The organism is Edaphobacter sp. (assembly GCF_035532915.1).
Classification (GTDB): Bacteria; Acidobacteriota; Terriglobia; order Terriglobales; family Acidobacteriaceae; genus Edaphobacter.
On sequence record NZ_DATKQC010000488.1, the window covers coordinates 1 to 23,049 of the forward strand.

23 protein-coding genes and 1 pseudogene are annotated in these 23,049 nt (G+C 58.2%); 8 read left to right on the forward strand and 16 right to left on the reverse strand.

The genetic code is table 11. The features are described 5' to 3' along the window. Positions 1-126, forward strand: a pseudogene (locus VMU57_RS22640) (IS481 family transposase); the annotation flags it as partial. A gap of 245 nt (positions 127-371) precedes the next feature. Here the strand turns inward: VMU57_RS22640 and VMU57_RS22645 are convergent. Beyond that, a complete protein-coding gene (locus VMU57_RS22645; RefSeq protein ID WP_325387591.1) occupies positions 372-962 on the reverse strand; it encodes a formylmethanofuran dehydrogenase subunit E family protein in 591 nt (196 codons plus the stop codon). A gap of 106 nt (positions 963-1,068) precedes the next feature. Here VMU57_RS22645 and VMU57_RS22650 point away from each other — a divergent pair, with 106 nt between their 5' ends. Next, complete coding sequence (locus tag VMU57_RS22650) at positions 1,069-1,509, forward strand: CBS domain-containing protein (RefSeq protein ID WP_325387593.1); 441 nt, start codon at positions 1,069-1,071, stop codon at positions 1,507-1,509. A gap of 160 nt (positions 1,510-1,669) precedes the next feature. On the opposite strand, the gene VMU57_RS22655 is transcribed toward VMU57_RS22650, so the two are convergent. Then, complete coding sequence (locus VMU57_RS22655) at positions 1,670-2,176, reverse strand: DinB family protein (RefSeq protein ID WP_325387595.1); 507 nt, start codon at positions 2,174-2,176, stop codon at positions 1,670-1,672. A gap of 128 nt (positions 2,177-2,304) precedes the next feature. Here VMU57_RS22655 and VMU57_RS22660 point away from each other — a divergent pair, with 128 nt between their 5' ends. Next, positions 2,305-3,264 (forward strand): YafY family protein, encoded by a 960-nt coding sequence (locus tag VMU57_RS22660; protein ID WP_325387596.1) that lies wholly within the window; start codon positions 2,305-2,307, stop codon positions 3,262-3,264. On the opposite strand, the gene VMU57_RS22665 is transcribed toward VMU57_RS22660, so the two are convergent. The 4 genes from VMU57_RS22665 to VMU57_RS22680 all read right to left on the reverse strand — a co-directional run bounded on the left by VMU57_RS22665 (position 3,261) and on the right by VMU57_RS22680 (position 6,634). After that, positions 3,261-4,892 carry a DUF5597 domain-containing protein gene (locus VMU57_RS22665; protein WP_325387598.1) on the reverse strand — a complete coding sequence of 544 codons (1,632 nt, stop codon included), beginning with the start codon at positions 4,890-4,892 and terminating at the stop codon, positions 3,261-3,263. The two genes, VMU57_RS22660 and VMU57_RS22665, sit on opposite strands and share 4 nt — an antisense overlap. 54 nt (positions 4,893-4,946) lie before the next feature. Then, positions 4,947-5,618 (reverse strand): YdeI/OmpD-associated family protein, encoded by a 672-nt coding sequence (locus VMU57_RS22670; RefSeq protein ID WP_325387599.1) that lies wholly within the window; start codon positions 5,616-5,618, stop codon positions 4,947-4,949. Between the two features lie 26 nt (positions 5,619-5,644). Beyond that, positions 5,645-5,839, reverse strand: coding sequence for a YqaE/Pmp3 family membrane protein (locus tag VMU57_RS22675; protein ID WP_325387601.1), 195 nt, complete (start codon positions 5,837-5,839; stop codon positions 5,645-5,647). Positions 5,840-5,932: 93 nt separating this feature from the next. After that, entirely contained in the window at positions 5,933-6,634 is a 702-nt protein-coding gene (locus VMU57_RS22680) for a hypothetical protein (protein WP_325387602.1), read from the reverse strand. Positions 6,635-6,976: 342 nt separating this feature from the next. Between VMU57_RS22680 and VMU57_RS22685 the strand changes: the two genes are divergently transcribed. Further along, a complete protein-coding gene (locus VMU57_RS22685; protein ID WP_325387604.1) occupies positions 6,977-7,519 on the forward strand; it encodes a polymer-forming cytoskeletal protein in 543 nt (180 codons plus the stop codon). A 152-nt stretch (positions 7,520-7,671) separates the two neighbouring features. On the opposite strand, the gene VMU57_RS22690 is transcribed toward VMU57_RS22685, so the two are convergent. The 3 genes from VMU57_RS22690 to VMU57_RS22700 form a co-directional block, all read right to left on the reverse strand. Next, positions 7,672-8,736, reverse strand: coding sequence for a hypothetical protein (locus VMU57_RS22690; protein ID WP_325387605.1), 1,065 nt, complete (start codon positions 8,734-8,736; stop codon positions 7,672-7,674). 70 nt (positions 8,737-8,806) lie between these two features. Then, the gene (locus VMU57_RS22695) at positions 8,807-9,208 is read right to left on the reverse strand and encodes a DUF2752 domain-containing protein (RefSeq protein WP_325387607.1); all 402 of its coding nucleotides are present in this window, start codon (positions 9,206-9,208) and stop codon (positions 8,807-8,809) included. Beyond that, a complete protein-coding gene (locus VMU57_RS22700) occupies positions 9,205-9,882 on the reverse strand; it encodes a DUF4339 domain-containing protein (protein WP_325387609.1) in 678 nt (225 codons plus the stop codon). The genes VMU57_RS22695 and VMU57_RS22700 overlap by 4 nt, the downstream gene beginning before the upstream one ends. 251 nt (positions 9,883-10,133) lie before the next feature. Between VMU57_RS22700 and VMU57_RS22705 the strand changes: the two genes are divergently transcribed. Next, on the forward strand, positions 10,134-12,344 hold the full coding sequence (locus VMU57_RS22705; RefSeq protein WP_325387611.1) for a glycosyl hydrolase: 2,211 nt from the start codon (positions 10,134-10,136) through the stop codon (positions 12,342-12,344). A 31-nt stretch (positions 12,345-12,375) separates the two neighbouring features. Here VMU57_RS22705 and VMU57_RS22710 read toward each other — a convergent pair whose 3' ends face one another. From VMU57_RS22710 to iscX, 7 genes are all read right to left on the reverse strand, one after another. Continuing rightward, positions 12,376-12,990, reverse strand: a complete 615-nt coding sequence (locus VMU57_RS22710) for a flavin reductase family protein (RefSeq protein ID WP_325387613.1) — start codon at positions 12,988-12,990, stop codon at positions 12,376-12,378. Between the two features lie 68 nt (positions 12,991-13,058). Then, a complete protein-coding gene (locus tag VMU57_RS22715; RefSeq protein WP_325387614.1) occupies positions 13,059-13,703 on the reverse strand; it encodes a redoxin domain-containing protein in 645 nt (214 codons plus the stop codon). A 62-nt stretch (positions 13,704-13,765) separates the two neighbouring features. Beyond that, positions 13,766-15,811, reverse strand: coding sequence for a DUF3857 domain-containing protein (locus VMU57_RS22720; RefSeq protein WP_325387616.1), 2,046 nt, complete (start codon positions 15,809-15,811; stop codon positions 13,766-13,768). Positions 15,812-15,863: 52 nt separating this feature from the next. After that, the gene (locus tag VMU57_RS22725; protein WP_325387617.1) at positions 15,864-17,858 is read right to left on the reverse strand and encodes a DUF3857 and transglutaminase domain-containing protein; all 1,995 of its coding nucleotides are present in this window, start codon (positions 17,856-17,858) and stop codon (positions 15,864-15,866) included. A 283-nt stretch (positions 17,859-18,141) separates the two neighbouring features. Further along, positions 18,142-19,632: an MFS transporter gene (locus VMU57_RS22730; RefSeq protein WP_325387619.1), complete on the reverse strand. Its 1,491-nt coding sequence runs from the start codon at positions 19,630-19,632 to the stop codon at positions 18,142-18,144. A gap of 197 nt (positions 19,633-19,829) precedes the next feature. Continuing rightward, entirely contained in the window at positions 19,830-20,750 is a 921-nt protein-coding gene (gene lipA / locus VMU57_RS22735) for a lipoyl synthase (protein ID WP_325387621.1), read from the reverse strand. Positions 20,751-20,792: 42 nt separating this feature from the next. Beyond that, positions 20,793-21,008: a Fe-S cluster assembly protein IscX gene (gene iscX, locus VMU57_RS22740; protein WP_325387623.1), complete on the reverse strand. Its 216-nt coding sequence runs from the start codon at positions 21,006-21,008 to the stop codon at positions 20,793-20,795. A gap of 169 nt (positions 21,009-21,177) precedes the next feature. Between iscX and rpsU the strand changes: the two genes are divergently transcribed. From rpsU to VMU57_RS22755, 3 genes are all read left to right on the forward strand, one after another. Next, on the forward strand, positions 21,178-21,375 hold the full coding sequence (gene rpsU / locus VMU57_RS22745) for a 30S ribosomal protein S21 (protein ID WP_014267628.1): 198 nt from the start codon (positions 21,178-21,180) through the stop codon (positions 21,373-21,375). Positions 21,376-21,662: 287 nt separating this feature from the next. Then, positions 21,663-22,055, forward strand: coding sequence for a zinc-ribbon domain containing protein (locus VMU57_RS22750; RefSeq protein WP_325387628.1), 393 nt, complete (start codon positions 21,663-21,665; stop codon positions 22,053-22,055). A gap of 44 nt (positions 22,056-22,099) precedes the next feature. Then, the gene (locus VMU57_RS22755) at positions 22,100-22,972 is read left to right on the forward strand and encodes an MBL fold metallo-hydrolase (protein ID WP_325387630.1); all 873 of its coding nucleotides are present in this window, start codon (positions 22,100-22,102) and stop codon (positions 22,970-22,972) included. The last annotated feature ends 77 nt before the right edge of the window (positions 22,973-23,049 follow it).

Here is a 23,049-nt window from a genome sequence, read left to right on the forward strand (position 1 = left end):
TTCGCCCGAAGACTCAAGACGCTCAAAGGCCTCACGCCCTATGAATACCTCTGCAAACTCTGGACTCAAACTCCCGAAAGATTTACCCTCGACCCAATCCATCAAATGCCGGGACTAAACACCTAGATGTTGTTTTTCGAACTAGAGCAGTAAAGCTCAGTTGAAATTAGAAGGCCCGTGTACTTCTTGAAATGGTGACTTTCGGAAGCTTCAGTCATTCATTCCAAACTGACCCACTACCGATGAATCGCGATTCGGCAAAAGGCGTGCCCAGGAGAAGCGAACGTTAGATGTAACCAGTAAAACAGTGCTTCTCTGGTTACACTTAGGAGCATGTAACCGATAAACCAATGTTTCTCTGGTTACAGCCCTCATTGAAGCGGCTGGTAGTAGCGCGCCTCCGGGTGAGCGCAGCCCTGGCAGATGATTTCTCCGCTAATTTCCACCTGACGATCGTAGTTGATGCCCTCCCCGCAAATTGCGCAGGCGATGCGGGCGGATTTATAGCCGGGCAGTTCGCGGGCGTGCATCGGAACGTGGACCCATTGCTCGCTGAAGAGGTCTTCGTCGGGCAGCTCGCGGTAGGCGAGCATCTGCTGCTGATTTTTGTTTTCGATCTGTGAGTAGAGATCGCGGGCGCGCTGCTTGGATGACTCTAAAGCACAGATACGAATGGCCTTATCGGTCTGCAAATCGAGAAAAGTGGCCGCCATCTTGCCCCAGTCGCGGAACTTGAGGGCTCGCTTGCCCAGGCGGCAGCCGGTGACCACAGCGATCGCATCGGTGGCACAGCGGTCAATCTCGACAAAAGTGACCAACCGTTTGCGGTCAGCACCCTTGGGCTCGTCGATGCCGAGACGTCGGCAACCGAGCATGGCCATCCGCACCCCAAGGATCTGGCCGGCGCAGAGATGACCGTGGGCGATTTCGGCTTCGCGGAGGAGTTCGTCAAAGGTCTGCATGGAGTAATGATAGGCGGGACGCGCCCCCTCGACAAAGCTCGGCAGGCAGCAGCGTATTGCGCACGGCAGCGTAGCGGGTCTATGATCCGAGGCCCGAGGGCTGCCCATGAGCGAATTGACCACGACAGTTGGTACAGTACTGCGGCAAAAGAGAGAAGAGATATGGTCGACGACGCCGGCCGCCTCCGTGTACGAGGCCATCGCCATGATGGCCGACAAACAGGTCGGCGCCCTGCTCGTCATGGAGCATGGGACGCTCATCGGCATCATCTCGGAGCGCGACTATGCGCGCAAGGTGATCCTGCAGGAGCGATCGTCCAGAGAAACCGCGGTGCGGGAGATCATGAGCTCTCCCGTGATCTCGGTCTCGCTGCAGCACACCGTGGGCGCGTGCATGCGCCTGGTCACCGACCATCGTATCCGCCACCTCCCGGTTGAGGACCGTGGCAAGGTGGTAGGAATGGTCTCGATCGGCGACCTGGTGAACTCCGCAATCTCCGAGCAGGAGGCGAGAATCCGCCACCTTGAGGCCTATATCTCGCAGTAGCGGACCTCTTCAACCGCACCGCTCCGGCTGAGATAATGTGCCCAATGGATGAAAACTCATCACGTCATCTCGACCAAAGCGAAGCGCAGTGGAGAAGCCCTGTATTTCGTCTTGGCAGTTGCCTGTTTCACCGAATACCTCATCTGCCTTAACCAGGTTCCTAGAACTGCTCGTCCGCTGATGGCCCATAGATAGCTGGTACGCTGGCATCGTTGAGGCGGAGATAGACAGTGAGCTGTCCGCGATGGTGCGCAAGATGGCTGAAGACGGAATCGGTAATTATGACGTGGCGGGGCGCCTCGCTGATCGTTTTGCCGCCCATCTTGAAGCGCCAGGGTTTGAGGAGATGTGCTTCGGTAGTGCCTTCGAGCGATTTGCGCGTCTTGGCGACACCTTCATCGAGAAGCTTCAACAACTCGGCCCTGGTGGCAACCGGCTTGGTCTTGAGATCTTCGTTACGAGGGTCGTCGAGGTTCAGCTCGTCGGTCTCGATCATCATCGCTACCCAGCCGGGCATGGTGGCGACGAGCGCGGCGAGTAAACCCAGGGCCATGGACTTCTCGTGTGGCTTCCAGTCGTTGCGGCCTTCCGGAGTGCGCTCGATGGCCTTGCGGGAGGATGCTGCTTCGCGGTCGAGCTGGGCGAGAAAAAACTCTTTCAGTTCCATTTGGTTCTCCTTGAGATTCGTCTATTTCGCTTACATGTTGGAGAGTAAAAGAGCATATATGCCATGTACTGTCATATATAGTTTGGCAAGATAAAAAAGTTCGCCCACCTCAACTGGAAGGAAGAAGTATGAAGGCGAGCCGTCTCATGTCCGCGCTCATATTGCTGCAGGCGCACGGACAGCTTAGCGAGCGCGAGTTGTCGGAGCGACTGGAGGTCTCGCAGCGCACCGTGCACCGCGATATGGAGGCATTGTGTATCGCAGGAATTCCTCTGACCGCGCTGCGCGGGGCACAGGGCGGATGGAGACTGGAGAAAGGTTGGCGTACCCAGGTTCCGGGGCTGGACGAGCCCGAGTTGCGCGCTCTGCTGATGACGCAGCCGCGTGCGCTGGGCGATCCGCAGCTGGCTGCGGCGGCGGAGAGAGCATTTGGCAAGTTGATGGCCGCGCTGCCGGTATCAATGCGACGACAGGCAGAGGCGATGCGCGAGCGGCTGCACGTGGACCACACCGGATGGAATCCCTCCTCGGAAGATCTGTCGATGCTGCCGGTGGTGCAGGATGCAGTCGCGCGGGATTGCAGGCTGGCGTTCGACTACACCCGCGCAGATGGTGAAACGGCTCCACGGACGGTCGACCCGCTGGGACTGGTGGCCAAGGGTTCGACGTGGTATCTGGTGGCACGGACGACAAATGGGCTGCGTACCTATCGCGTCTCGCGGATGCAGGCGGTGACGGTGCTGGCAACGAGCTTTGAGCGTCCGGCGAAGTTCAACCTCGGCGCGTACTGGAGAGAGTCCACCGCGCAGCTGCAGCAGGCTCGGCAGAGCTATGAGGTAACGCTGCTGCTCGATCCGCAGGCAGCGCGTTCGATGAGCACGTGGATGGATGCCGTGCCGGTCGAGAGCAGAGCGGCGAAGATACCCGAGGGATGGGCTGTTCTGCGCGTGCGCTTTGAGAACGAGGAGCAGGCCCGGTTCGTCACGCTGGGCTTTGGCCCAAGGGCGAAGGTGTTGGAGCCAAAGCAGCTGCGCGAGCGCATACTTGCAGACGCTCGCGCCGTCACTGGGGAATCAGAGCAGAGCTAATACGTTGCCAGGCTGACGCGCAGCACCTGCGGGGCCGAGGTGAAGTTCAGGCCATAGTCCGTCTGATCGCCATTCCAGATGCGGGTGAAGTGCCAGTTATTCCCTTCGTAGTTCCCTTCTTCCACCTTCACGAACTGGCGCTGCTTTGCGAGCGACTTATCTGCGACTTCAAAGTCGACGCGGGCATGAACCGCGGTGACGAGAAACTCGTCCGGGCCAAACTGTGCGACCATCGCGCCTCCATCGGGAGGCGTGTTGCCCGGCGGCACTTTGCCATTGCCGAACTGGGGCAGGCCATAGGAGATAACCGCTTTCCATTTACCGAAATCGAGTGTCTGCGTGTGAACAGCCGGATCTTCGGAGACGGCCTGCAGCTTGCCTTCGAAGTTCAGCCGTGCGATTACGCCGTCCATGGGGCCGAAGATGCTGTAGTTCAGAGCGAACGGGGCCAGCGCGTCCTCGTCGATGCGGGCAGCTCCGATGGGTGCGTTGACATAGCCGGTCGTATCCATGCCGAAGGGCGAGAAGCCGATGGCCTGATGGCCCAGCGCCGCAAAAAAGTAGCGCGCGTACTCCGGCGAATTGCCGGTCTCGGGAACCAACATGGGATTGTCGGCGCGGTGATAGAGATCGAGCACCTTGGTGTAGCGCGCATAGTCGGGCAAATAGATATCAGGTGCCAGCAGATCGATGGCCGGGGCCGCAGCCTTCCAGATGGGGATGACGTTGTCGGTTGGACCACCGCTCTCGTAGGTGTTGGCCTTGCCGGGGTGTAAGGGATCGCGCAGCGCCGCGTTCACATACATCGGCAACGGATAAACCGCCTTCCCTGCTGCCGCGACCTCGCCGATGTAATGGGCGATGGACCACGCATGGAAGAACTCGTCGGCATTGTCGCCAAAGACCTGTTGCCACGTTCCGGGCTGCTTCTGCATGGCCTTGAGGAGAACCGCAGGAACTTGTCCCGCGAAGAGCTTCTGCGCCTGAGGCGAGAAGTCGCGCACGCTGCCGTAGGTGCCGGACTCGTTTTCGACCTGCACCATGATGACGGTGTGCTGGGGGTCGGCGGCCTTGAGGTCGCGCATCAGCTCCGTGAACGCTGCGCGATCCGCATCGAGACCAACCTGCGAGTGTGGCGACAACGAATCGACCTTGTGGCCCTCTGCGTTGACGACATGCGGCACGCGAGCCTCATCGAGCTTGATGAAGGGCGGCGTGTAGTGTCCGCTGCCGTTCTTCCATGTACCAAACCAGAGCAATACTAGATGAACGTGGTGCTGCCGGGCCTGATCGAGAAGCGTGTGCAGGACTGAAGGATCGAAGTGTCCCTGCTGCGGCTCGAACTGCTCCCAGTAGATGGGTACCTCAAGCGTGTTGAGGTGAAGCTTCTCAACCGTGGGCCATACCTTGGGCAGCATCTCAGGCCATGCGCTGGAGTTGTTGACCTGAGCGCCGAGCATCAGAAATGGAGCGCCATCAACAAACAGGGCGTAGCGCCCATCTTTCTGGACGATGCGAGGCAGCGATTGATTCGTGCGGGACTGTGCGCGTAGCTCGAGAGTGCCGAAAGAAGCGGCGGAAAAGATGAGAAGAAGGGATGCAATGCTAAAGAACCGGCTGCGTTTCATGCAGAACATTGTCTTCTGTCGCCGCTAACAATGTCCAATCATAAAACGATTCAGCTAGGCTTCGCGGCCTTTGGTTCTTGCTATTTTGAGGGCCTCGTCGATGGCTTTGCGGGCGCGTTTTTCACGCGACTCGGGGCTTTGATAGTAGAAGATGCCGAGCAGGTGGCCGCGGCGCTGCACCGGCGTCATCGCCTGCCAGCCTGCGCGGGCCTGTGGGTAGCGCGTGAACTGCATCTGCAGGATGGGCGGTAACTCGCGCTCGCCTTCCATGGCCAGCATCATCCGCTCCACCATCTGTTCGGCCCGGCGCAGGCGCGCTTCGTCGCTCTTGGGGCCGCCGATGTTGCGTGCGATGTCGTCGCGGGCAGAGACGCTCAGCTGCTCGTACCACTTTTTAAGTGCGCTGTACTGCTTGAGGAGCCTTGCCAGTTCAGGCGGGACGGATGACCTGCGCTCTTCGAGGTCGGCCTCGATGACGACCTCGGCCATGCCGCCCACCACGGCTCCTGCTCCCTTCTGCATCTGCCGGTTGACCAGCAGAAAATGGCCGTCCTGCGCGGAGCCGAAGAGCGAAGTGCGAAAGGCGAAGCCGTTGATGGTGCCTTTGACGTGCAGGCGATTGCGCGTCTTCCACGCCTTTGCCACGTCGAAGGGCAGCTTGACGATGGTCCAGTTGAGCTTGCTGTACGGTTCGAGCAGACCGCGAAACTTCTTGCTTGCACTCATCGGATGGTGCCGACTCCGCTGGAAATTTAATATTGTTGGCTGAGAGCGCGGTGGATCTTCTGGTCGGTCTTGTACTGGCTAAGCGCGTAGACGGCCCAGATGGTGGCAGGAACCCAGCCGAGGACGGTGATCTGCAACACCAGGCAGATGAGCCCGGCGAAGGGGCGGCCTATGGTGAAGAAGGTCAGCCAGGGAAAGAAGAATGCGATAACAAGTCTCACTTGCGGGCCTTTCATCTGGATTCGTCCGCTTGCGACGGACGGCGCTACAGCGATGTTACCGCCGATGGAGTGAGATACGCATCCGGCAGGCGATTAGTTCTCGTCCGAATTATCCCCGTCTTCGACCAGCGAGCTGGAGCCGAGCACGTCATAAGTAGTGGCCTCGCCGCTCGTGGGCTGGAGGGTGACGCGCATGGGCAGGCGCTGCCATTTGGCGGGCTGGCAGACAGGAATGAAGTGGTTCGCTTGCGGCCACTCGCCGATCTTCTTCTGCACAACGGCTTTACGCGCTCCAAGCTGGGCCACAACGGCGAAAAGTCCTCCCCTCGCCGTGGTCCCAATGCCGCAATAGGCGGCATAGTCCCGGAACCACACAACATTGGACACAACAGAGTCAAAATCAGGCAGATGCAGCGCGGTAACGTGGCCGCTGATACGGTCGACCATCAGCCATGGCCCCGGCTCCCACACCCAGCGAGGAGCAGAGTCGGTGGGCAGAGCATCGTTCAGGCGCAGGGCGCGGCGGACCGTGAAGGTACGGTCGGTGACGTCGTGGACCTCGCCGGTGGTCCACTCTTTTTGGCGGTCATCGACGTACAGAGCACGAACGTGCAGGGTAGAAGCCTCATCCGATTTGGTCTCGGGCGTGGCGTCGGTGGGAACGTAGGGGGCGCGGCGGCTGGGGCCCAGCGTGACGGTGTGGACCTTGGGCGCAGCCAGAAGTTGTGTAGACGAAAACGCGAGGATGAACAGCAGAGATGCGGGCAAATATTTGCGAAGCGCAGAGTGGTTCAAGGTCGGGCCTGTATTTTGAGATGGCTACGGCACAGAAATTTCAAAGTGTTGCCATGCTAACTGGCGCGGCGCGTTTTCCGCGGCTGCACAGTTGTAACCTGCCTAACACTTTTGGGGACTGGAATAAATGGGGCGATATTCGGAAGAAAGGAACAAGAGTCCGGGAAGAACCTTCCGAGTCAATGGAAGGCGCATAAAATCTGTGGATTTCGTCGTCGTTGGCGACGTTATGCAGGCAAAATCCAGAGTAGTATCGTGGAATGAATGCGTGCTGCCGTCGTGGTAGCGCGTTCGATAGCCCGCGGCGGGAATATTTAGCAGTACGAAAGGACAGAGACAGATATGTGGAAACCGAATCAGCCCGGAAGCAATAGCCCTTCAACTCCCGAACCAGTGCGTCCGACTCCGGCAGCAAGCCCGAACTACGAGGCCAGCCCGACGCGGCAGGCGAGTGTAGGCAGCGCGACGCCAGCCTCGGCGGTGCCCACGGGCGAGCAGGCGACGATCGGCAAATCCCTCATCGTCAAGGGAGAGTTGTCGGGTTCTGAATCGCTGTACATCGACGGCAAGGTAGAAGGCGCGATCAATCTGCCCGGCAATCGTGTCACCGTAGGCCGCAATGGCCAGGTCGCGGCGAACATCGTTGCCCGCGAAGTAGTCGTTCTGGGCAAGGTGCGCGGCAATTGCCAGGCCAGCGATCGCGTGGACATTCGCAGCGAAGGCTCGCTGACCGGCGACGTCATCGCAGCCCGCATCTCCATCGAGGATGGCGCGTTCTTCAAGGGCGGCATCGACATCCGCAAGCCGGGTGGCACCGACCTTAAGGGTGGCGCAGCAACCGGCGCTACTGCATCCACACCAGAGCCCGTAACTGCTCAGGCTTAAGCTGGGACGGTACGTTCTCAAAATGGCCTCGGCTTCTGCCGGGGCCATTTTGCGTCCGGCCCCCTGACAAATGCCAACAAGGAGTGCAGCAGCAATCGCAAGCTGGCGGATGCAGTCGTTAGTCCATCAGAGATCGCTGTGACCATCAAGCCTTACGGTTGGTGGACGGGAACATCCGATGGCACCGAGAGATTGCGGTTCTTGAGCCAGTCGAGGGTGACCTTCCGGTTAGCCGTCTTTTCATCAAATTCGGGCATGAAGATCTCGAGGCCCGCCTGAGGGGTCATGCGGCAAATTCCCTGGACGAGTTGTTGCTGGTAGTTGACCAGATCAAGATCGAACCATGGAGCTTTCGTAGCATCGATCATGGTGAGGTCCGCGTGATTCATCGTGAGCTTGCCAAAGTCGATCGTCCCACCCGTAAGGCGCAGGAAGTTATGCCACTGGGCGAGTTTGGTCTCATCGTTGGGCGAGTTGCCGTAGATCACTTCGATGTCCGGAGACTTGATGCGCACAGAAGTAAGCTCGCCACGGATATGAGGTGGAGGCAGCAGCTTTGTCGTGTCGAAGATCAGGTCATTGGCAGAGATCTGAGTCCCGGGAATATCCGGGGAGTGGACAAGATCGGCGACAGTAAGATGAAGTCCTCCAAGCAGACCTTTCATTGGAATCTTCAGCACGCTGATCTTCATGGTGTGAAAGCGAATGTGTCCATCCGGAGCAGAGGAGAGGGATCCGATCACCTCGACCGGAAGCGGGACGACCTTGTGAAGCGTGCCGTGAAGCTTCAGTTGGTCTCCATCGGCGGTGAGGGAGATGCTTCTGAGCGGAGCATCCGAGGACGATACCGCATTGAGAAAGATCGCAACATCCCCGACGTTGACATGAATGACACCCTTCTGGATGTTGAAGACAAAAGAGTCCGGATCGTCGAAAGAGGGAGGCACGCGCGGATTCGTCCGCAGCATCTGTCCCCGAACCCAGCGAATATAGATACGAAAGCTCGGCCCTTTGCGAAGCTGAATGTTGTGCGCGTAGACCAGTGTTGGCGTGCTGTCCTCTTCGGGCAGCACGTTCGACGCGCTGGGCGGCGCGACTCCCACTAGGGGGGCCGCAGCCTTGGCATGGTGCGCGCGCCAGAGAAGCCAGCCGACACACAGAATCATGATGACTGCAACGGCGATCAGAATAGGACGCAGGCGTGGCATTGCGGTCATTGTAGCGATCTTGAGAAGGCTATAGCGAATTGCCGCGCAGCATCGACTGAATGCAGTCTGCGGCGAACTTCTAAACGTGTCCGAGATTGCGGACGATAGCAAACAGAACAGCAACGCCAAGCGCCATATAGACAGCAGGGCGCGGCAGCTGCGGCAGTTGCACAGGTTCACGCCAGAGAATGCATCGATAACAGAAAGCTGCATAAATCGCAGCAAACGGCGCCAGGAGCGTCGTAAGAGCGTTCATACGGAGCGCCTCCGCGATGTCACCATGCAACAGCGCCGCAAGCGCGCGCGTAGCTCCGCAGCCGAGACATTGCAGGTGAAGATAGCGGTAGATAGGGCACTGCGGGTAGAACGTGTACTGGTCCGGTGGAAAGCGCAGCAACACCGCGACCGCAACCGCAGTAATAACAAGCGGTACAGCCGCCCGCAGCAGGGCTGCAATGCGGCTGCGTACGCTCGCGGTCATCGTACGGCGTTCCGATAGCGCAGGGTTTCCTTGATCTCGTTAATGCGGTTGAGCTTGTACTGGAAATAAATGCCGCCGAAGAAGAAGGTCATCACCGCGCTCAACCGCAGGCCGAGCGGCTCTGCAATGTTGTAGTGCTTCTCCAGCGTGTCGCGCAGGGTAAAGCGAGCGATCAACCGAATGACCCAGGTAGCCAGCCCGATCAAACCGCCGAGGATGCTCTGGTGCGGATGCCCATGGTGCATCGCAGTAATGACATTGCCGTAGGAACCGCCGAAGTTGAGCACCATCAGCACAGTGGCGATGATGTAGTACATCAGCGCCTTGCTCGTCGGTTCGACCCGCTTGGCCCAGGAGGCGATGACCAGGTTCCACGCGATAACGAACAGTACACAGGTAAGAAAGCCCAGCAGAAGCTCGAGCGCCCAGTTCAGGTTCGGTGCATCGGGATAAGTGCCGGCGGCAGGCTGCGCGTAGGCGGGCTGGGTTGCATAGGCAGGCGCGGCACCAGGGGGCGCTGTGCCGAGGACCTGCGAGACCGGCACCCACTCCGCCATCTCCTCGCTCTTGGCGAGGTCCGTGTAAAGGATGTGGCCGGAGGCGACATAGCGCTGAAGGTCTTCAAGAGTGTAGGGGCCGTACATCTGGCCGTTGCGTGACACCTGATATTGCATTGCTGGCGCTCCTGTCGGTAACTGATGCTGCGCACGAATCCGTAGAGAGATGAAAACACGGAGCGCGCTTCTGCACAATACGATTTCCCGGCAAGAATGGTTCGCGATACTTCTTAAAAGCCACGAAGGATGAGTTCCTTACCTGAAATAGTTTCCAAACCATACCTCAAGCCTGTATAAATCTGCTGCAAGGTATTTCTCGAAATTTGGCGACGGGACATCGTTACCGCGTGTGAAAGATGGAACGATCCATGAAGAAGATGTTTGCAGCAGCGCTGGCCTCCTTTATCTCCATAAGCGCACTGGCCCAACAGCCCTGGCAGAAGATTCAGTTGCCGACGGCGGCCAGCGTGCAGCAGGCGTGGGTCAATCCACCATCGGAGTACGGGCCCGAGCCCTACTACGGCTTGAACGGCGCGGTGAACCAGCAGGTCATCGAGCGCGATCTGGATACGATGAAGTCGCTGGGCTATCGCGCAGTCACGGTGCAGGCCAGCTTCGGGATGCCATTCGCCTATCTCTCGCCGGAGTACTTCAAGTTCTTCGACATGTTCGTCGAAGAGGCGAAGAAGCGCGACATGCGGGTGTGGATCGTAGACGACGCCGGATATCCCAGCGGGTTCGCCGGGGGTAAGTTCACGCAACTCAAGCCCGAGCTGCGCATGCAGGCGCTCGAGGTAGCGCAGAGAATTTCCGCAAAGACCGGCGACACCATCAAAGCAGCCGTGGGACCGGATACGGTCGCAGTGACAGCAGTAAACACAGCCGGCGGAAAAACTGTAACCGTCCCTGTAACAAATGACGAGATCGCATGGACCGCCCCGACAGGCGATTGGACCGTCATGGTGGTGGAGCATCAGTTCAAGACTTCGCCGACGCGGTCGGACACCAATCCCTCACATAAAAAAGACGGCTCACAGTCGCTCGAAGATTACATGGACCCGGCAGCCACCGAGCAATATCTCGAGTTCACCCACGAGCAGTACAAGAAGGCCGTCGGCGACGAGTTCGGCAAGACCATCCTCGGCTTCCGTGGAGACGAGCCCGACTACTCCATCTCCGGACTGCCGTGGACGCCGAAGTTCTTCGCGCGGTTTCAGCAGGTGAAGGGCTACGACATTCGCCCCTACGTAGCGACCTTCCTTCTGCCCAAGGGCACGGCGATGACGGAGACAGAGCGCCGAGCCAAGGCCGATTACTATGATGTCTTCTCGCAGATGTTCCGCGACGGTTTCTTCAAGCCGCAGGGAGAGTGGTGCGCGGCCAATCATCTGGAGTATCAGGTACACCTGAACCACGAAGAGATGGAGATGGAGTTGACGCACAGCGAAGGCGACTTCCTGCGCGACATGAAGTACGTCGAGGTGCCGGGAATCGATACGATCTGGCACCAGATCTGGACGGATACGGTCTCGGATTTCCCGCGGCTGGCCTCGTCGGCGGCGCATGTGTACGGGCATCCACGAGCCTTCACGGAGAGCTTCGCCGCGTACCGCCCGGCCCCCGATGTCACCATGGCCCGCTACATCCTGAACGAGCAGTTCGTGCGCGGCGTGAACCTGATCGAGACGATGTACTTTCCTGCCAGCAGTGGCGGCCGCCCGTTGTCGGGATACATGAAAGACCCCGCGTACCCTGCGCTGCTGACCTACGTGCGCCGCATGAGCTATCTGCTCTCGATGGGCGAACCTACGGCCTCAGTGGCGCTGTTTATTCCTTCCAGCTCGATGTGGCTGGGAGATGCCGCATCGGACACGGCATTCGTCTCGACCGAACGCCTGCTCTCCGAGCACCAGATCGACTTCGACATCGTGAATGAGGATGCCCTGACAACCGATTTGAAGGCCGGGCATGGAACGTTGGAGACGATGAGCGGCAATCAGTACCGCACTGTGATCGTGCCCAGTGCGGCGCTGATCTCGCAGGCAGCGCTGGACCGTCTGCGGGCGTTTGCGACAGGTGGTGGCAAGGTGCTGTTCCTTGGCCGTACACCAGCGCTGATCGCAAGGCGAACGATCCTCGATGCGCGAGCAGCTACAACTGCAGACTTCGCATGGGCCACGGTCGAGACCTCGGCGCAGTTGCCCGAGACCCCAACCCCTCCAGCGTATCCCCCCGCCGCACCACCACCTCCGCAGGTAATAGCTCCGGCGATTCTTAATGCAGTAACGAGTGTGGTGGGAGATCAAGACGTATGGCTCAGCACACCGAACACCGCCCTGCGCTGCATGACACGGCGGCTCAAAGACTCATCCGTCTACCTCTTCTTCAACGAGAGCGCCGCTCCGCTCTCCGACTCGGTGAACTTCCGCAACGAAGGAGAAAACTCCCGGCAACTGGTTGAAGAGTGGGACCCGGCCACAGGCGCGGTCTCATCGGTCGTCTCCACACGCGCCCGCGGAGCAATGTCCGTGCCGTTGAAGCTGAAGCCTTACGAGACGAGAGTGCTGATGGTGCGATAGCTCCAGCGAAAGACAGACCGCAGCTACAACTTCACTTCCCCGCACGGAAAGTCTTTCCCAATTCGTTCTCTCCCAGCTTGAAGTAATGGCGAAAGTTATAAATCAACGGAGACCACTTGCTGGGGTCGATGTAATGGTCGTCCACAACAAAGTCGCTGGCCACATGCACGCGCACGATCTCGACCTCGGCCGCCACCGCTCCACCAAGCTGTGCCAGCTTCTCACCTTCTAGACGATGCAGCTTCCTTACCCGCGCCTCCATATGAACGGGGCATTCCTGCGCGCGCATCGGCTGCACCGCCTCGCTGGCCAGCGGCGTCAGGCCCGCCACTTCAAACTTGTGCGGCTCATAGCGAAACTGCTTCTGCTTGATCTCAGGCACCGGGTTCTTGCCCGTCAGCGGAGCCAGCTTCTCTACCTCACGCCACATATCCGGCGACGGCAGGTTCACCACACACTCGGGATGCCGCGCAAAGTTCTCCGCCGTCTTCGTCTCGTCCAGCAGGCCCAGCATCAGCGTCCACCCCAGCGCCCAGAATGAGGACATAGGCGCAAGGTTCGTGCTTCCGTCCTCGTTCAACGAGCTGATCAACGCAACGGGTGTTCCAAAGTAAAGGATCTTGGGTTCAATCGTCCGAAATTCCATACCTTACTTAGATGCAGCTCTGCTAAGAAAAATTCCATTGATTGCCAGCGAGCGAGAACCAGCCAGCACTAACGCGGCTGCTTCAGCAGCATTTGAATATGGTGCTCGAAATCTGCTTTGTCGACAACTCCCGTGTGCGAGACAGCGATCCTTCCCTGCTTGTCGATCAGCAAAGTCATGGGCATCGAAGTAAGGCCAAACCGCTTTGCCAGCGAATCGCTGCCGATCACGATGGGATACTGCATCGCGATCATCCCTCCGGTCTCATCATCTATTTTCTTCGCCAGAAAAGGTTTGACCGTCTTCCAACCGTCCTCATCCATCGACACGCCAATGACGGCCAGCCCATGCTGCCGGTATTTCTTGTCGAACTCGATGTACCAGGGAATCTCCCGCTTACAGCCGCCGCACCAGGTCGCCCAGAAATCCAGTAGCACAACCTTGCCTTTGTAGTTCGACAAAGTAATCGCCTTCCCCTGCTCGTCCGTCAGCGTGAAGTTGGGCGCAAGCTTTCGACTCGTGGCAGGCGTCATCGCGTCGGGAGCTTCCGCCGGGCTGGAGAGTAACGCTGGCGCAGCCTGCGCCGCAGACGGATGAAGGCTGAACAGAATCAACCCTACGCAGCACGCCGTCAGGAATGTCCAACAGCAGCCGGGGAGCAGCATCTTGCGTCTACCGGACAGGGGCAATTGAGCGTCAACCAGTTTCATCATTCTCTTCTCCTGACACCAGTCTCAAGAATAAGCCGTCTACCCGTGCTGTAGACGACCTATCACTAATTGGCTCCACTGGTGGATTGATTCGCCTGCGCGGGAGCGGCGATAAGAACAACGCTCCCCTGGTTATCCGTCTCCATCTTTGAGTAGAAGCTGCGGAGGCCCGCGTACTCCTTGGGCATGAAGATAATCGTCCCCAGAGAGTAGTTTCGTCGGAAGGTAACGCTGGTCGGTGTGGATGCAGCTGCAACGTCATAGGCGGCGAGACTCTCAAACTGGGCGTTATCACTCGGAGGCATCGATTCGACCTTCAGCGACGCCGGAAAGCTCACACGAACAGCGTCTTGATTTACAGAGGCATAGTCGAAGTAAACAGGAATCTCCCGCTTCTCGTGAGGAAAGCTCGGCTTCTCATTCACCTCGAAGATGTCAGCGGGAACAATCAGCCGCTTTCCCGTCGAAGAAGCGATCTCGCCCTGGACCGCAAAGTTGACCTTAAGCGGCTGCTCATAGTCCGCAAGTTTTTCAATGGAGGACACCTTGACGTCCATCCCCGCTGGCAGCAGCCCTTCGACGCTGGTACGAAGATCATGTTCCAGGCTGGTGGCGTCTCCTCTAAGAGAATGCTCTCGCCAATACAAAGCGGGTGCTCCGATGTAGACCATGCTCACCGTTCCACTGGCGACTCCGTGCTCGTCCATCTTGAGATTGGCAACCCGCTGAACACGCGAAGCCGTGTAAGGCTCCGAGGCAGCTTGTGCGATCGCCGTGCCATCATCCGTCTGGCGAAGGCCACTGGCTGACGAGTGCTTCCACGCCAATTGACCGTATGGGCAGAACCGCGATCCCGCATCGAAGTACTGTTCTTTCCCGTCTTCGCTGACGATCGCCAGATCATCGTCCAATTGCCCAAGACTAAAATAACCCGGCATAAATATGTTCTTGTCTCGATTGGTGACCGCCGCAACATAAGCCTTCATTCCGGCAGCCCGAGCCATGGCAACGAACAGGTCAGATAACTGATCGCTGCTGCCACGTTTGCGCTCCCAGACGTCATCGGCCGAACGAATCGGCTTGGTGCCATCTGCCTTCTCTTCGGCGCTCGTGTGCTCTCGCGTGAAATCCGTATTTTCAAGCTGCATCACCGCGGCATAGAGCTTGCGCAGCTTCTGGTCCTGCGCATCGGTCGGCAAGGTCAGATCTTTCACTGCTGCCTCAACGCCCGGCCCGGGGCCAATAAATTTGTTATGCGTCTGCGACCAGTATTTTCCCTGGTTCTTCCAGAAATCCAGCCCATTACGGTACGGGGTGTAATAGAAAAGTACACGGTAGCTCAGGCTGGAGATAGGCGGCATAAAGTCTTCGTTCGGCACAGGAGGGATGTCGTGCACGTTGAGTTCGAAGACCTGCTGCCCCGGGGTGAAGCTGTTGGGTGGTGGAAGCGTTGAGTGTTCGAGTACAGCGCTAACTGGAAGAATCGGGGTCCACGCAATCGCGTTCGTGAGATTGTGGTGCCCGTCACTGGTGATCAGGGGTTCACTGGTCGGCCTCCAGAGATAGTGGACCTTCCGGGTGTAGAGATCGGACTGGATATACCAACTCGGCGCCATAAAGTGGTTGTCGTCTAACCGCTGGTCATAGCGGTACTCGATGATGCTGCCGACTTCGACATCCGGCAGCGTAAAGACCTTGGCCATATACTTCGCGCCGCGCGTCTTCTCGATGAGCTTCTGATAGGGCTTGCCAGTAAAAGGAATGATGGTGCCGTCGGGATGGATGGTCCGTCCTTCGATCTCGCCGATGGAAATGCTTCCATTGTCAAAGCTCGAAGAGTATCCCAACTCCACGTTGGCATACTTCTTGCCGCTTTCGGTGAGCACCTTGAGGCGTTCATAGACGTGCATCATATGCAGCTGGTCTTCCGTAATCTCTTCGCGGTAGAGATAGACGGCGGCAGCGCCCGGAACCTCAGGTTGCGAGGTCATCGAAAGCTCTTCCGGCGTCGGCGTCATCCACTTCTCCGCACGCGCAAGCGGCGAAGACAGAATGAGCAGGGCGGAGAAAAATACGGTGCAGAGAGAACGACAGCGTGACATGGATTTCATTTTGGATCTTTCCTTCTTCCCTTGGAGATGCTAATAAAAAATATCGATAAAACTAACGCTTCTTGAGTACAGCGCGGCTCTGCTCATCCGCCTCGATGACCCCGGCGAGCTTCTGAAGATCGCTGTATCGATCGGATGAAAGAGTGACCTTGCGAACCGTGTAGGTACGAGTGTAGTGAAGCGTATCGCCTTTAACTTCTACGGAGCTTTGGTAAGCGGCAAAGCCAAGATCGACTTTGACCGGATCGGGCGTCTCATCGACGGTGTAACCCGCAGGCAGCTCAATGCTGAAGTCGTCCGTCGCCTGCAGCGTCTGCCGCAAATTGATAGGAACCTTACGCGTTTTGTGATCTGTTTCCAGTGAGTCGCTGCCAAGCACCCGCGGGCGCACCATCAGCAGCGGGCCCATGATCTTCGCAAAGTGGTCGGCATTCAGCGAGTACGAGGTGGTGAGGTCCTTGCTGAGAGAAGCTGCATTCTGCACCTTGAAGCCGGAGACGGTGAAGGTGGTGAAGTCGTTGCTGAGCATATTGTCGAGAAAGTCGCTCTGCTCTTTCGCATCTCCCATAAGGTAGAGCCGACGGCGATTTTCGGAGATATCGCCGTACCGTTTTTCGGTAACGGTCCCTTTGAGAGAGCCGTCCAGCTGAAGCTGAAATTGCGCCGTTCGATGAATCGTATTGAGCTCCGGCGACAGAACCGGAAGCGCCACAATCTGACTCTGATCGCCCTCCAGCAAAAGCCCATAGCCCCCCTGAAGCCCATGCTCAAGCTGTCCAAAAGGAGTCTTGTCCCAGGTGGGATCGAAGATGAGATACTGCCGGCCGTTCTTCGCTGTGATGACGCTGTGCAGCTTCGGCGAGCTATAGCCTTTAGGTATCTCGATGGCCGCGATCATATGATCGCCGACGATCGACGGCGCATCCGGATCAACCACGCCGCGACTGGTATCGACCATCATCAACGCGGAGTGGATGCCCACGCTCGAAAGCATGGCAGAGAGCAGCGTGGCCTTGTCTTTGCAATCGCCGTAGCGATTGTGAAAGATGTCGCCTGCAAAGTGAGGCTGATAGCCGCCGATACCCATCTCGATGACAAAGTACCGGACCTGGTCCTGCAAAAACTCCCCGATGGCCTCCGCCTTGTCGTAGAAATCCGTCTTGCCCGCGGTCAACTCGCTCGCCTTTGCTGCAATCTCGGGAGTGGCCACCAGCCGGTCCTTCGCAAGCCCCTGGTACCACTCGCCAATACTCTGCCAGGTTCCGTTCGTCGAAACTGGAATCCCCGCGCCGGAGTAGTGCATCGTCATGCGCCCGGCAAGCGACAGCTCGGCTGGGCGATAAAGAACATGGTTGAGATCAATGGCAGGAACGTCTTTCATCTCCCATCGCCAGCGCTGGCTTTCAAGATCAGCCGCCTTCATCGAGTCGTGATGGGCCCAGACCGTGCCAAAGGTATAACCCAGCGGCAGTTCGAGCGTGAAGGTCTGGCTGAGGCTGGGCAGATCGCTCTGGAAGAACCAGGTCTTTTCCGTCAGCAGGGGACGGATGCGCTGCTCATACTCATAGGCGACAACACCTCCGGGATCGCGCCCCGGAGCGTTAGCAACCTTGACCTTGTCGTCCTCAAAAAAATTTCCTTGCCCCGGATAGCCGTATTGGACGAACTCATTGTCCTTCATGGCATATTGGTGGCCGTCCGGCCCAATGCTCCAGACGTGGAGCGAAAGAATCTTCGTGTCCTTATCGAATGGCACAGCGACCGTAGCGTCGTCCCGCCCTTGCGGCCGCAGAATCTTCACCACACGGCGATAGTGCTCCGTGGCCTGGCCATTGGCCGCGACGCTGTACGTGGTGTCGTCGAGAAGGACGACAGCGTTGGTCTCGGCAGGGTAATCCGGCAGCTTTTGCGCGGCAGCATCGCGGACCCAGTCCGGAACGCTGTCCTGCTTGGCAAAGCAGAGTGGTACGGCAGAGAGAAGAATCAGGACAGCAATCGCAAAGCTATAGCGGCAGACCCATGGAGACGGTCTTGCATCGTGTGTCATCAGGCCTCTTGCACGCCAATCTTTCACCGGCAAAGGTAGTTTAAAGCTCAAAATCCAGATTGAATGCGTGCGAAAGTTATACGACGACGAGACGCTCAGATCAAGACAAAACCAATGGCAACAGGGACCACTCAAACGAGGGAGTGGCAAATTGGGAAAATTCAAAGCAAATCTTTGCAACCCCGACCGCAGTTCGGAGACAGAACGGGCAGCTTCCAATCTCTCCACGGCGTCATCGCGACGATGATCGGCCTGGCGAGCTTCTCAGACCCTGAACACAACGTCAGGGCGCCTTATGCAAAAGTGTCGAATCCGATGCCTCGGGTGGGCTTTCAAATCCAATCATCCGATACGCGATCACCGAGCCAAGGAGAGCCATGCACACTGAGATCCAAATCACCTCACGATACCCGGCAACAAAGGCGAGATCGATCGATCGCTTGACAGCCGGGTTGCCGTTGCTTGCCCCCGCGAGCTTGGAGCGTTGCTGATCGATGCCCTGACGCGCAGCGGCGGACAGCGGTATCTGCGAGAGACTGCGCGAGAGAGAAGCGTTGAAACCAGCCGACAAGACGACGCCGAACAGCGCGATGGCAAGCAAGCCCGCGATCCTCGAGATCGCGTTATTAATTCCCGACGCCACACCCGCCTCAGCCGTTGAAACCGCCTCCATCACAGCTGTTGTAAGAGGGGCAACGATGATCGACATCCCGATCCCCAGAACGATCACGGCAGGAAAGAAGGTAGTCCAATAAGTGCCTCCAGTCCCCGGTCTCAGAAAGAGGGCAAAGCCCGCCGCTGCCACAATCGATCCAATGGTAAGAGGCATTCTGGCGCCGTATCGAGAGACCAGGCCTCCCGACCAGCGAGAAAGAATAAAGATCAACAGAATCAGTGGCAGCAGCGCCGCACCAGCCTCAGTCGCAGAGTAGTGCTGAACCTGAATCAGGTCCAGCGGAAGGAAGAACAAGATACCGCTGAGAGGAGCATAGAGCAGGAAGGTAAGCAGGTTCGCACCGCTGAAGTCTCTCGAACGAAAGAGCCGCAGAGAGATCATCGGCGCAGGCGAGTGGGCTTCCACTAAAAAAAAGCCGATCAACGCCCCGATGCCGACCAACCCGCAGCCCCACACCACGTACCCGCCTTTGGAAGCCTCGATGAGAGCGAAGGTGATTGCTCCAAGGCTGATGGTCGCTAACGTCGCTCCCTTCCAATCCAGTTCACGCTTCGCGGATTCATTCCGGCTCTCTGGAACGCGCCACAAGGTAAGCCCGATCACTGCCGCAGCCAAAGGAAGATTGATAAAGAAGACACACCGCCACGAGACGTTCTCCACCAGCCAGCCGCCAAGGACAGGGCCAATCGCCGCTGTGATCGCCGTGAAGCCAGACCAGGTTCCAATGGCACGGCCACGATCTCTCTCTGAAAACGATGCACTGATCAGGGCTAGACTACCCGGAACCAGCAGAGCCGCGCCAATTCCCTGAATACCCCGGGCAACAATCAACATGCTGATGGACGAGGCAATTCCGCACCACCCCGACGCGATCGCGAAGAGAGATACGCCGAGAAGGAAGATTCTGCGGCGTCCATAAAGATCGCCCAGCGATCCTCCCAACAGCAGCAAAGACGCGAGCAGCAGAGCGTATGCCTCTACCACCCATTGCACATCCGTCACACTTGCGTTCAAAGCAGCCTGCAACGCAGGAAGCGCGACGTTGACGACGGTCCCGTCAATGAATGCCATGCTTGAGGCAAGAATCGTCGCAGCCAATATCCACTGTCCGTTGCGCGTCTCGGATCTCTGAGAACCAGTTTGGCCGAAGGATCGGCTGCACGGAACTTCGACGGGGATCGTCATAGGGATAGATATACAGCGTTTTGAAAAGCGGAACGACCGCGCCTGCAGATCATCACGCAGCCGATCTGTTCACCGTCGAATCAGGAGCTGTACCAGAAATTCTGGAGCGCCTAAGCCAGCCCGGTGCTCAACGCCTGCTCATGCGCGTGATAGCTAGAGCGCACCAGAGGCCCGCTCTCCACGTGCCGAAAGCCCATGCCCAGCGCCTCATGTTTCAGAAACGCGAACTCCTCAGGCGTGTAGTACCGCGTCATGACCAAATGATCGCGCGATGGCCGCAGATACTGCCCAATCGTCAAAATGTCCACTTTGCGATCGGCCAGATCGCGGAAGACCGCCAACAGCTCGTGCATCTCTTCGCCCATGCCGACAATGATGCCGGTCTTGGTCACAATCGTCTCGCCCGTCTCCGCCGCAATTGCCTTGGCCTTCTCCAGAAAGCCCAGCGACCGCTCATACCGTCCGCCGCTCTTGGCCACGCGATACAGGCGCGGAACTGTTTCGATATTGTGGTTCAAAATCTCCGGCCTGGCCGCGACCACCAGCCGCAGAGCCTCTTCGACACCCTGAAAGTCAGGGGTCAGCACTTCAACCCGGCATCCCGGAGCCTGCAACCGGATCTCTTCGATCACCTTTACGAAGGAACGCGCCGCGCCGATGTTATCGTCATCGCGGTTGACGCTGGTAACCACGGCATGGGCAAGGCCCAACTGCGCCACCGCATAGGCGACCCGCCGCGGCTCGTCGAAGTCAATCGGCTCCGGTCTGCCCTTGGGCACCGCACAAAATCCGCAGCGCCGCGTGCACAGGTTCCCCAGCATCATGAAGGTCGCAGCCTTCTGGTTCCAGCACTCGCCGATGTTCGGGCAATGCGCGCTCTCGCAGACCGTATTCAGGTTCAGTTCGCGCGCCATCTTCTTCAGCGCGTGGAAGGTCTCGCCCATCGGAGCCTTGGCCTTCAGCCACGCGGGCTTGGGTGCCGGCTTCCGCGGCGACAAATCAATCTGCACCAGCTCAGCAGTCGGAGTCATCTCTTTTATTCTATCTACTTACCAAAAGCATCCCACAGCGATCTATTTCGCGTCCTCATACTCCTCATGCCAGGCCTTCTGAATCGCTTCGAGAATGCCCTCGTTCGACTTTGCGGGATCGCCCGTAAACCCGGGCAGCTGGGTCACATAGCTGTGCAAATCGGTAAACCGGACAGTGTAGGGGTCCATCTCCGGAAACTTCTCCTGCAACTGGATCCCGATCTCTTCGAAATCCGTCCATTCAATCTCGCGAGCCATTCCTCTCACCTCACCCACCATTCTACGGTGCGTCGCCGATCACGAAACCTTGTCAATATTGTGCGTTAACCCTATAAATAAACTTCCCAAAGTAGGGTATTCTGGTATATATGTATCCCATTCGGGATATATATTTCCCAATTTGGGACCGTTTGGAGGTGTATTTTTCTTGGCAGAGGTTCGAGTACAAGAAGGCGAACCCCTTGAAAATGCTCTGCGCCGCTTTAAGCGCAAGGTGCAGACCGAAGACATTATCAAGGAAGTCAAGCGTCACTCCTTTTATCTGAAACCAGGTGAAAAGAAGCGCGTGAAAGAAGCGCTCGCGCGCAAGCGCAATCGCAAGAAGGTCCGCAAGGAGCAGGACTAATCGCTCCCTAACCAAGTCAGGCCGTCCCGGCTCTTACGCCAGGGACGGCTACTTGAAACAGCCAGCAGATGGACTCCCGCCATAACGCTGGTATTACCCGGCAGAGAGAGCATGCGCAGCGGCTCACCGTGACCGGAATGTTTCCCTTCATCCGAGAAGCACGCATTAACGGGCCCCTTATACATCCTGCAAGGAATGATCACGAACAAGGTTGAGCGCCCGTTGGCCTCACGATGTCCAGTGTCCCCGGGTATTCATCCTTTTTCCGCAAGACGGGAGAAGCGGCTATGGAATTTGTGGATAGGCTTTTAACCTGCGCAGACTGTGGTGGTGAGTTTATCTTCACCGCCGGCGAACAACTCTTCTTCTTCGACAAGCAATTTAAGAACGATCCCAAGCGCTGCAAGCCCTGCAAGTTCAAACGGGCCGGCTCGGCGCTGCGTGCGGGAGCAAGTCCATCTGCTACCGTACTCTCGCGGACCGAGACCCGCACCAAGTGCTCGGAGTGCGGCGTTGAGACCACCGTGCCTTTCAAGCCAACCCAGGGGCGCCCCGTGCTCTGCCGCCAATGCTTCCAGCACAAGCAGCCTCATGCTGCGAGTGCGGCCGATCTGGTAGCAGCAGCCTCCGAGGGAGCGGCCATCAACGCGGATTCGCTCACCGCAATTCCGCACGCCTGACCTCGGCCGCTGTCCTCCCGTTACGATGGAGTGGGAGGACAGGTATGCCCATCACTGATTCAGATCTGGTGCGCGCGCGAACGCAGGTTGGCGACTTCGAGTTGACGGTCTGCACCGATGGAACCTACAAACTGGACGGCGGAGCCATGTTCGGTGTCGTACCCAAGACGCTCTGGCAGAAGCGTGCCCCCGCTGATGAACTGAACCGCATCCTGCTTGGCCTGAATACGGTGGTCGTCCGTACTGGAAAACACACGGTGCTGATCGAGACCGGCATCGGTAACAAGCAGCCGCCCAAGCTGCGGGAGATCTTCGAGAACCAGGAGCTTCTGCCCACATCGCTCGCCGCTGCCGGCATCGCCGTCGAAGAGGTGGACTTCGTCATCAACACTCACCTTCACTTCGACCACTGCGGCTGGAACACCACCTTGCAGCCGGATGGCTCCGTGACTCCAACCTTTCCCAATGCCCGCTACTTCGCGCACCGCGGCGAGGTCGAGCACGGCCATCTGCAACTGGAGCGCGACCGCGTCAGCTATCTTTCGCCGAACTACGATCCGCTGATCGAGTCAGGCCAGATGACCTTGATCGAAGGCCACGCGGCAGACATCTGCCCCGGCATCCGCGTCGAGCTATTTCCCGGTCACACCGCCCAACTGATGGCGGTTCACATCGAATCGGCAGGCCAGCACGCCTGCTACATCTCCGACCTCATTCCCACCAGCGCCCACCTCGATTCCACCTGGGTGATGGGGTACGATCTCGATCCGCTGGAGACCATCGTGCAGCGCAAGCGTTTCTACGAGCGCGCAATTCCGGAGAAATGGCTGGTTCTGTTCACCCACGACCACCTCACCCCCATGGCGCGCATCGGCCTGAACGAAAAGCAAAAGCCAATCGTGATTGCGACGGATTAAACCGCAGCTCCCTGCTAAACGCGCTTATCCGAAAGAATTCGCTTCCTGATGAGATGCCGACTAATGAGATGGTCCAC

Excerpts from the sequence above, each read along its gene's own strand:
- VMU57_RS22645 (WP_325387591.1), bottom strand. The coding sequence starts at position 962 with ATGCAGACCTTTGACGAACTCCTCCGCGAAGCCGAAATCGCCCACGGT.
- VMU57_RS22650 (WP_325387593.1), top strand. The coding sequence starts at position 1,069 with ATGAGCGAATTGACCACGACAGTTGGTACAGTACTGCGGCAAAAGAGA.
- VMU57_RS22655 (WP_325387595.1), bottom strand. The coding sequence starts at position 2,176 with ATGGAACTGAAAGAGTTTTTTCTCGCCCAGCTCGACCGCGAAGCAGCA.
- VMU57_RS22660 (WP_325387596.1), top strand. The coding sequence starts at position 2,305 with ATGAAGGCGAGCCGTCTCATGTCCGCGCTCATATTGCTGCAGGCGCAC.
- VMU57_RS22665 (WP_325387598.1), bottom strand. The coding sequence starts at position 4,892 with ATGAAACGCAGCCGGTTCTTTAGCATTGCATCCCTTCTTCTCATCTTT.
- VMU57_RS22670 (WP_325387599.1), bottom strand. The coding sequence starts at position 5,618 with ATGAGTGCAAGCAAGAAGTTTCGCGGTCTGCTCGAACCGTACAGCAAG.
- VMU57_RS22685 (WP_325387604.1), top strand. The coding sequence starts at position 6,977 with ATGTGGAAACCGAATCAGCCCGGAAGCAATAGCCCTTCAACTCCCGAA.
- VMU57_RS22690 (WP_325387605.1), bottom strand. The coding sequence starts at position 8,736 with ATGACCGCAATGCCACGCCTGCGTCCTATTCTGATCGCCGTTGCAGTC.
- VMU57_RS22695 (WP_325387607.1), bottom strand. The coding sequence starts at position 9,208 with ATGACCGCGAGCGTACGCAGCCGCATTGCAGCCCTGCTGCGGGCGGCT.
- VMU57_RS22700 (WP_325387609.1), bottom strand. The coding sequence starts at position 9,882 with ATGCAATATCAGGTGTCACGCAACGGCCAGATGTACGGCCCCTACACT.
- VMU57_RS22705 (WP_325387611.1), top strand. The coding sequence starts at position 10,134 with ATGAAGAAGATGTTTGCAGCAGCGCTGGCCTCCTTTATCTCCATAAGC.
- VMU57_RS22710 (WP_325387613.1), bottom strand. The coding sequence starts at position 12,990 with ATGGAATTTCGGACGATTGAACCCAAGATCCTTTACTTTGGAACACCC.
- VMU57_RS22715 (WP_325387614.1), bottom strand. The coding sequence starts at position 13,703 with ATGATGAAACTGGTTGACGCTCAATTGCCCCTGTCCGGTAGACGCAAG.
- VMU57_RS22720 (WP_325387616.1), bottom strand. The coding sequence starts at position 15,811 with ATGAAATCCATGTCACGCTGTCGTTCTCTCTGCACCGTATTTTTCTCC.
- VMU57_RS22725 (WP_325387617.1), bottom strand. The coding sequence starts at position 17,858 with ATGACACACGATGCAAGACCGTCTCCATGGGTCTGCCGCTATAGCTTT.
- lipA (WP_325387621.1), bottom strand. The coding sequence starts at position 20,750 with ATGACTCCGACTGCTGAGCTGGTGCAGATTGATTTGTCGCCGCGGAAG.
- iscX (WP_325387623.1), bottom strand. The coding sequence starts at position 21,008 with ATGGCTCGCGAGATTGAATGGACGGATTTCGAAGAGATCGGGATCCAG.
- VMU57_RS22750 (WP_325387628.1), top strand. The coding sequence starts at position 21,663 with ATGGAATTTGTGGATAGGCTTTTAACCTGCGCAGACTGTGGTGGTGAG.
- VMU57_RS22755 (WP_325387630.1), top strand. The coding sequence starts at position 22,100 with ATGCCCATCACTGATTCAGATCTGGTGCGCGCGCGAACGCAGGTTGGC.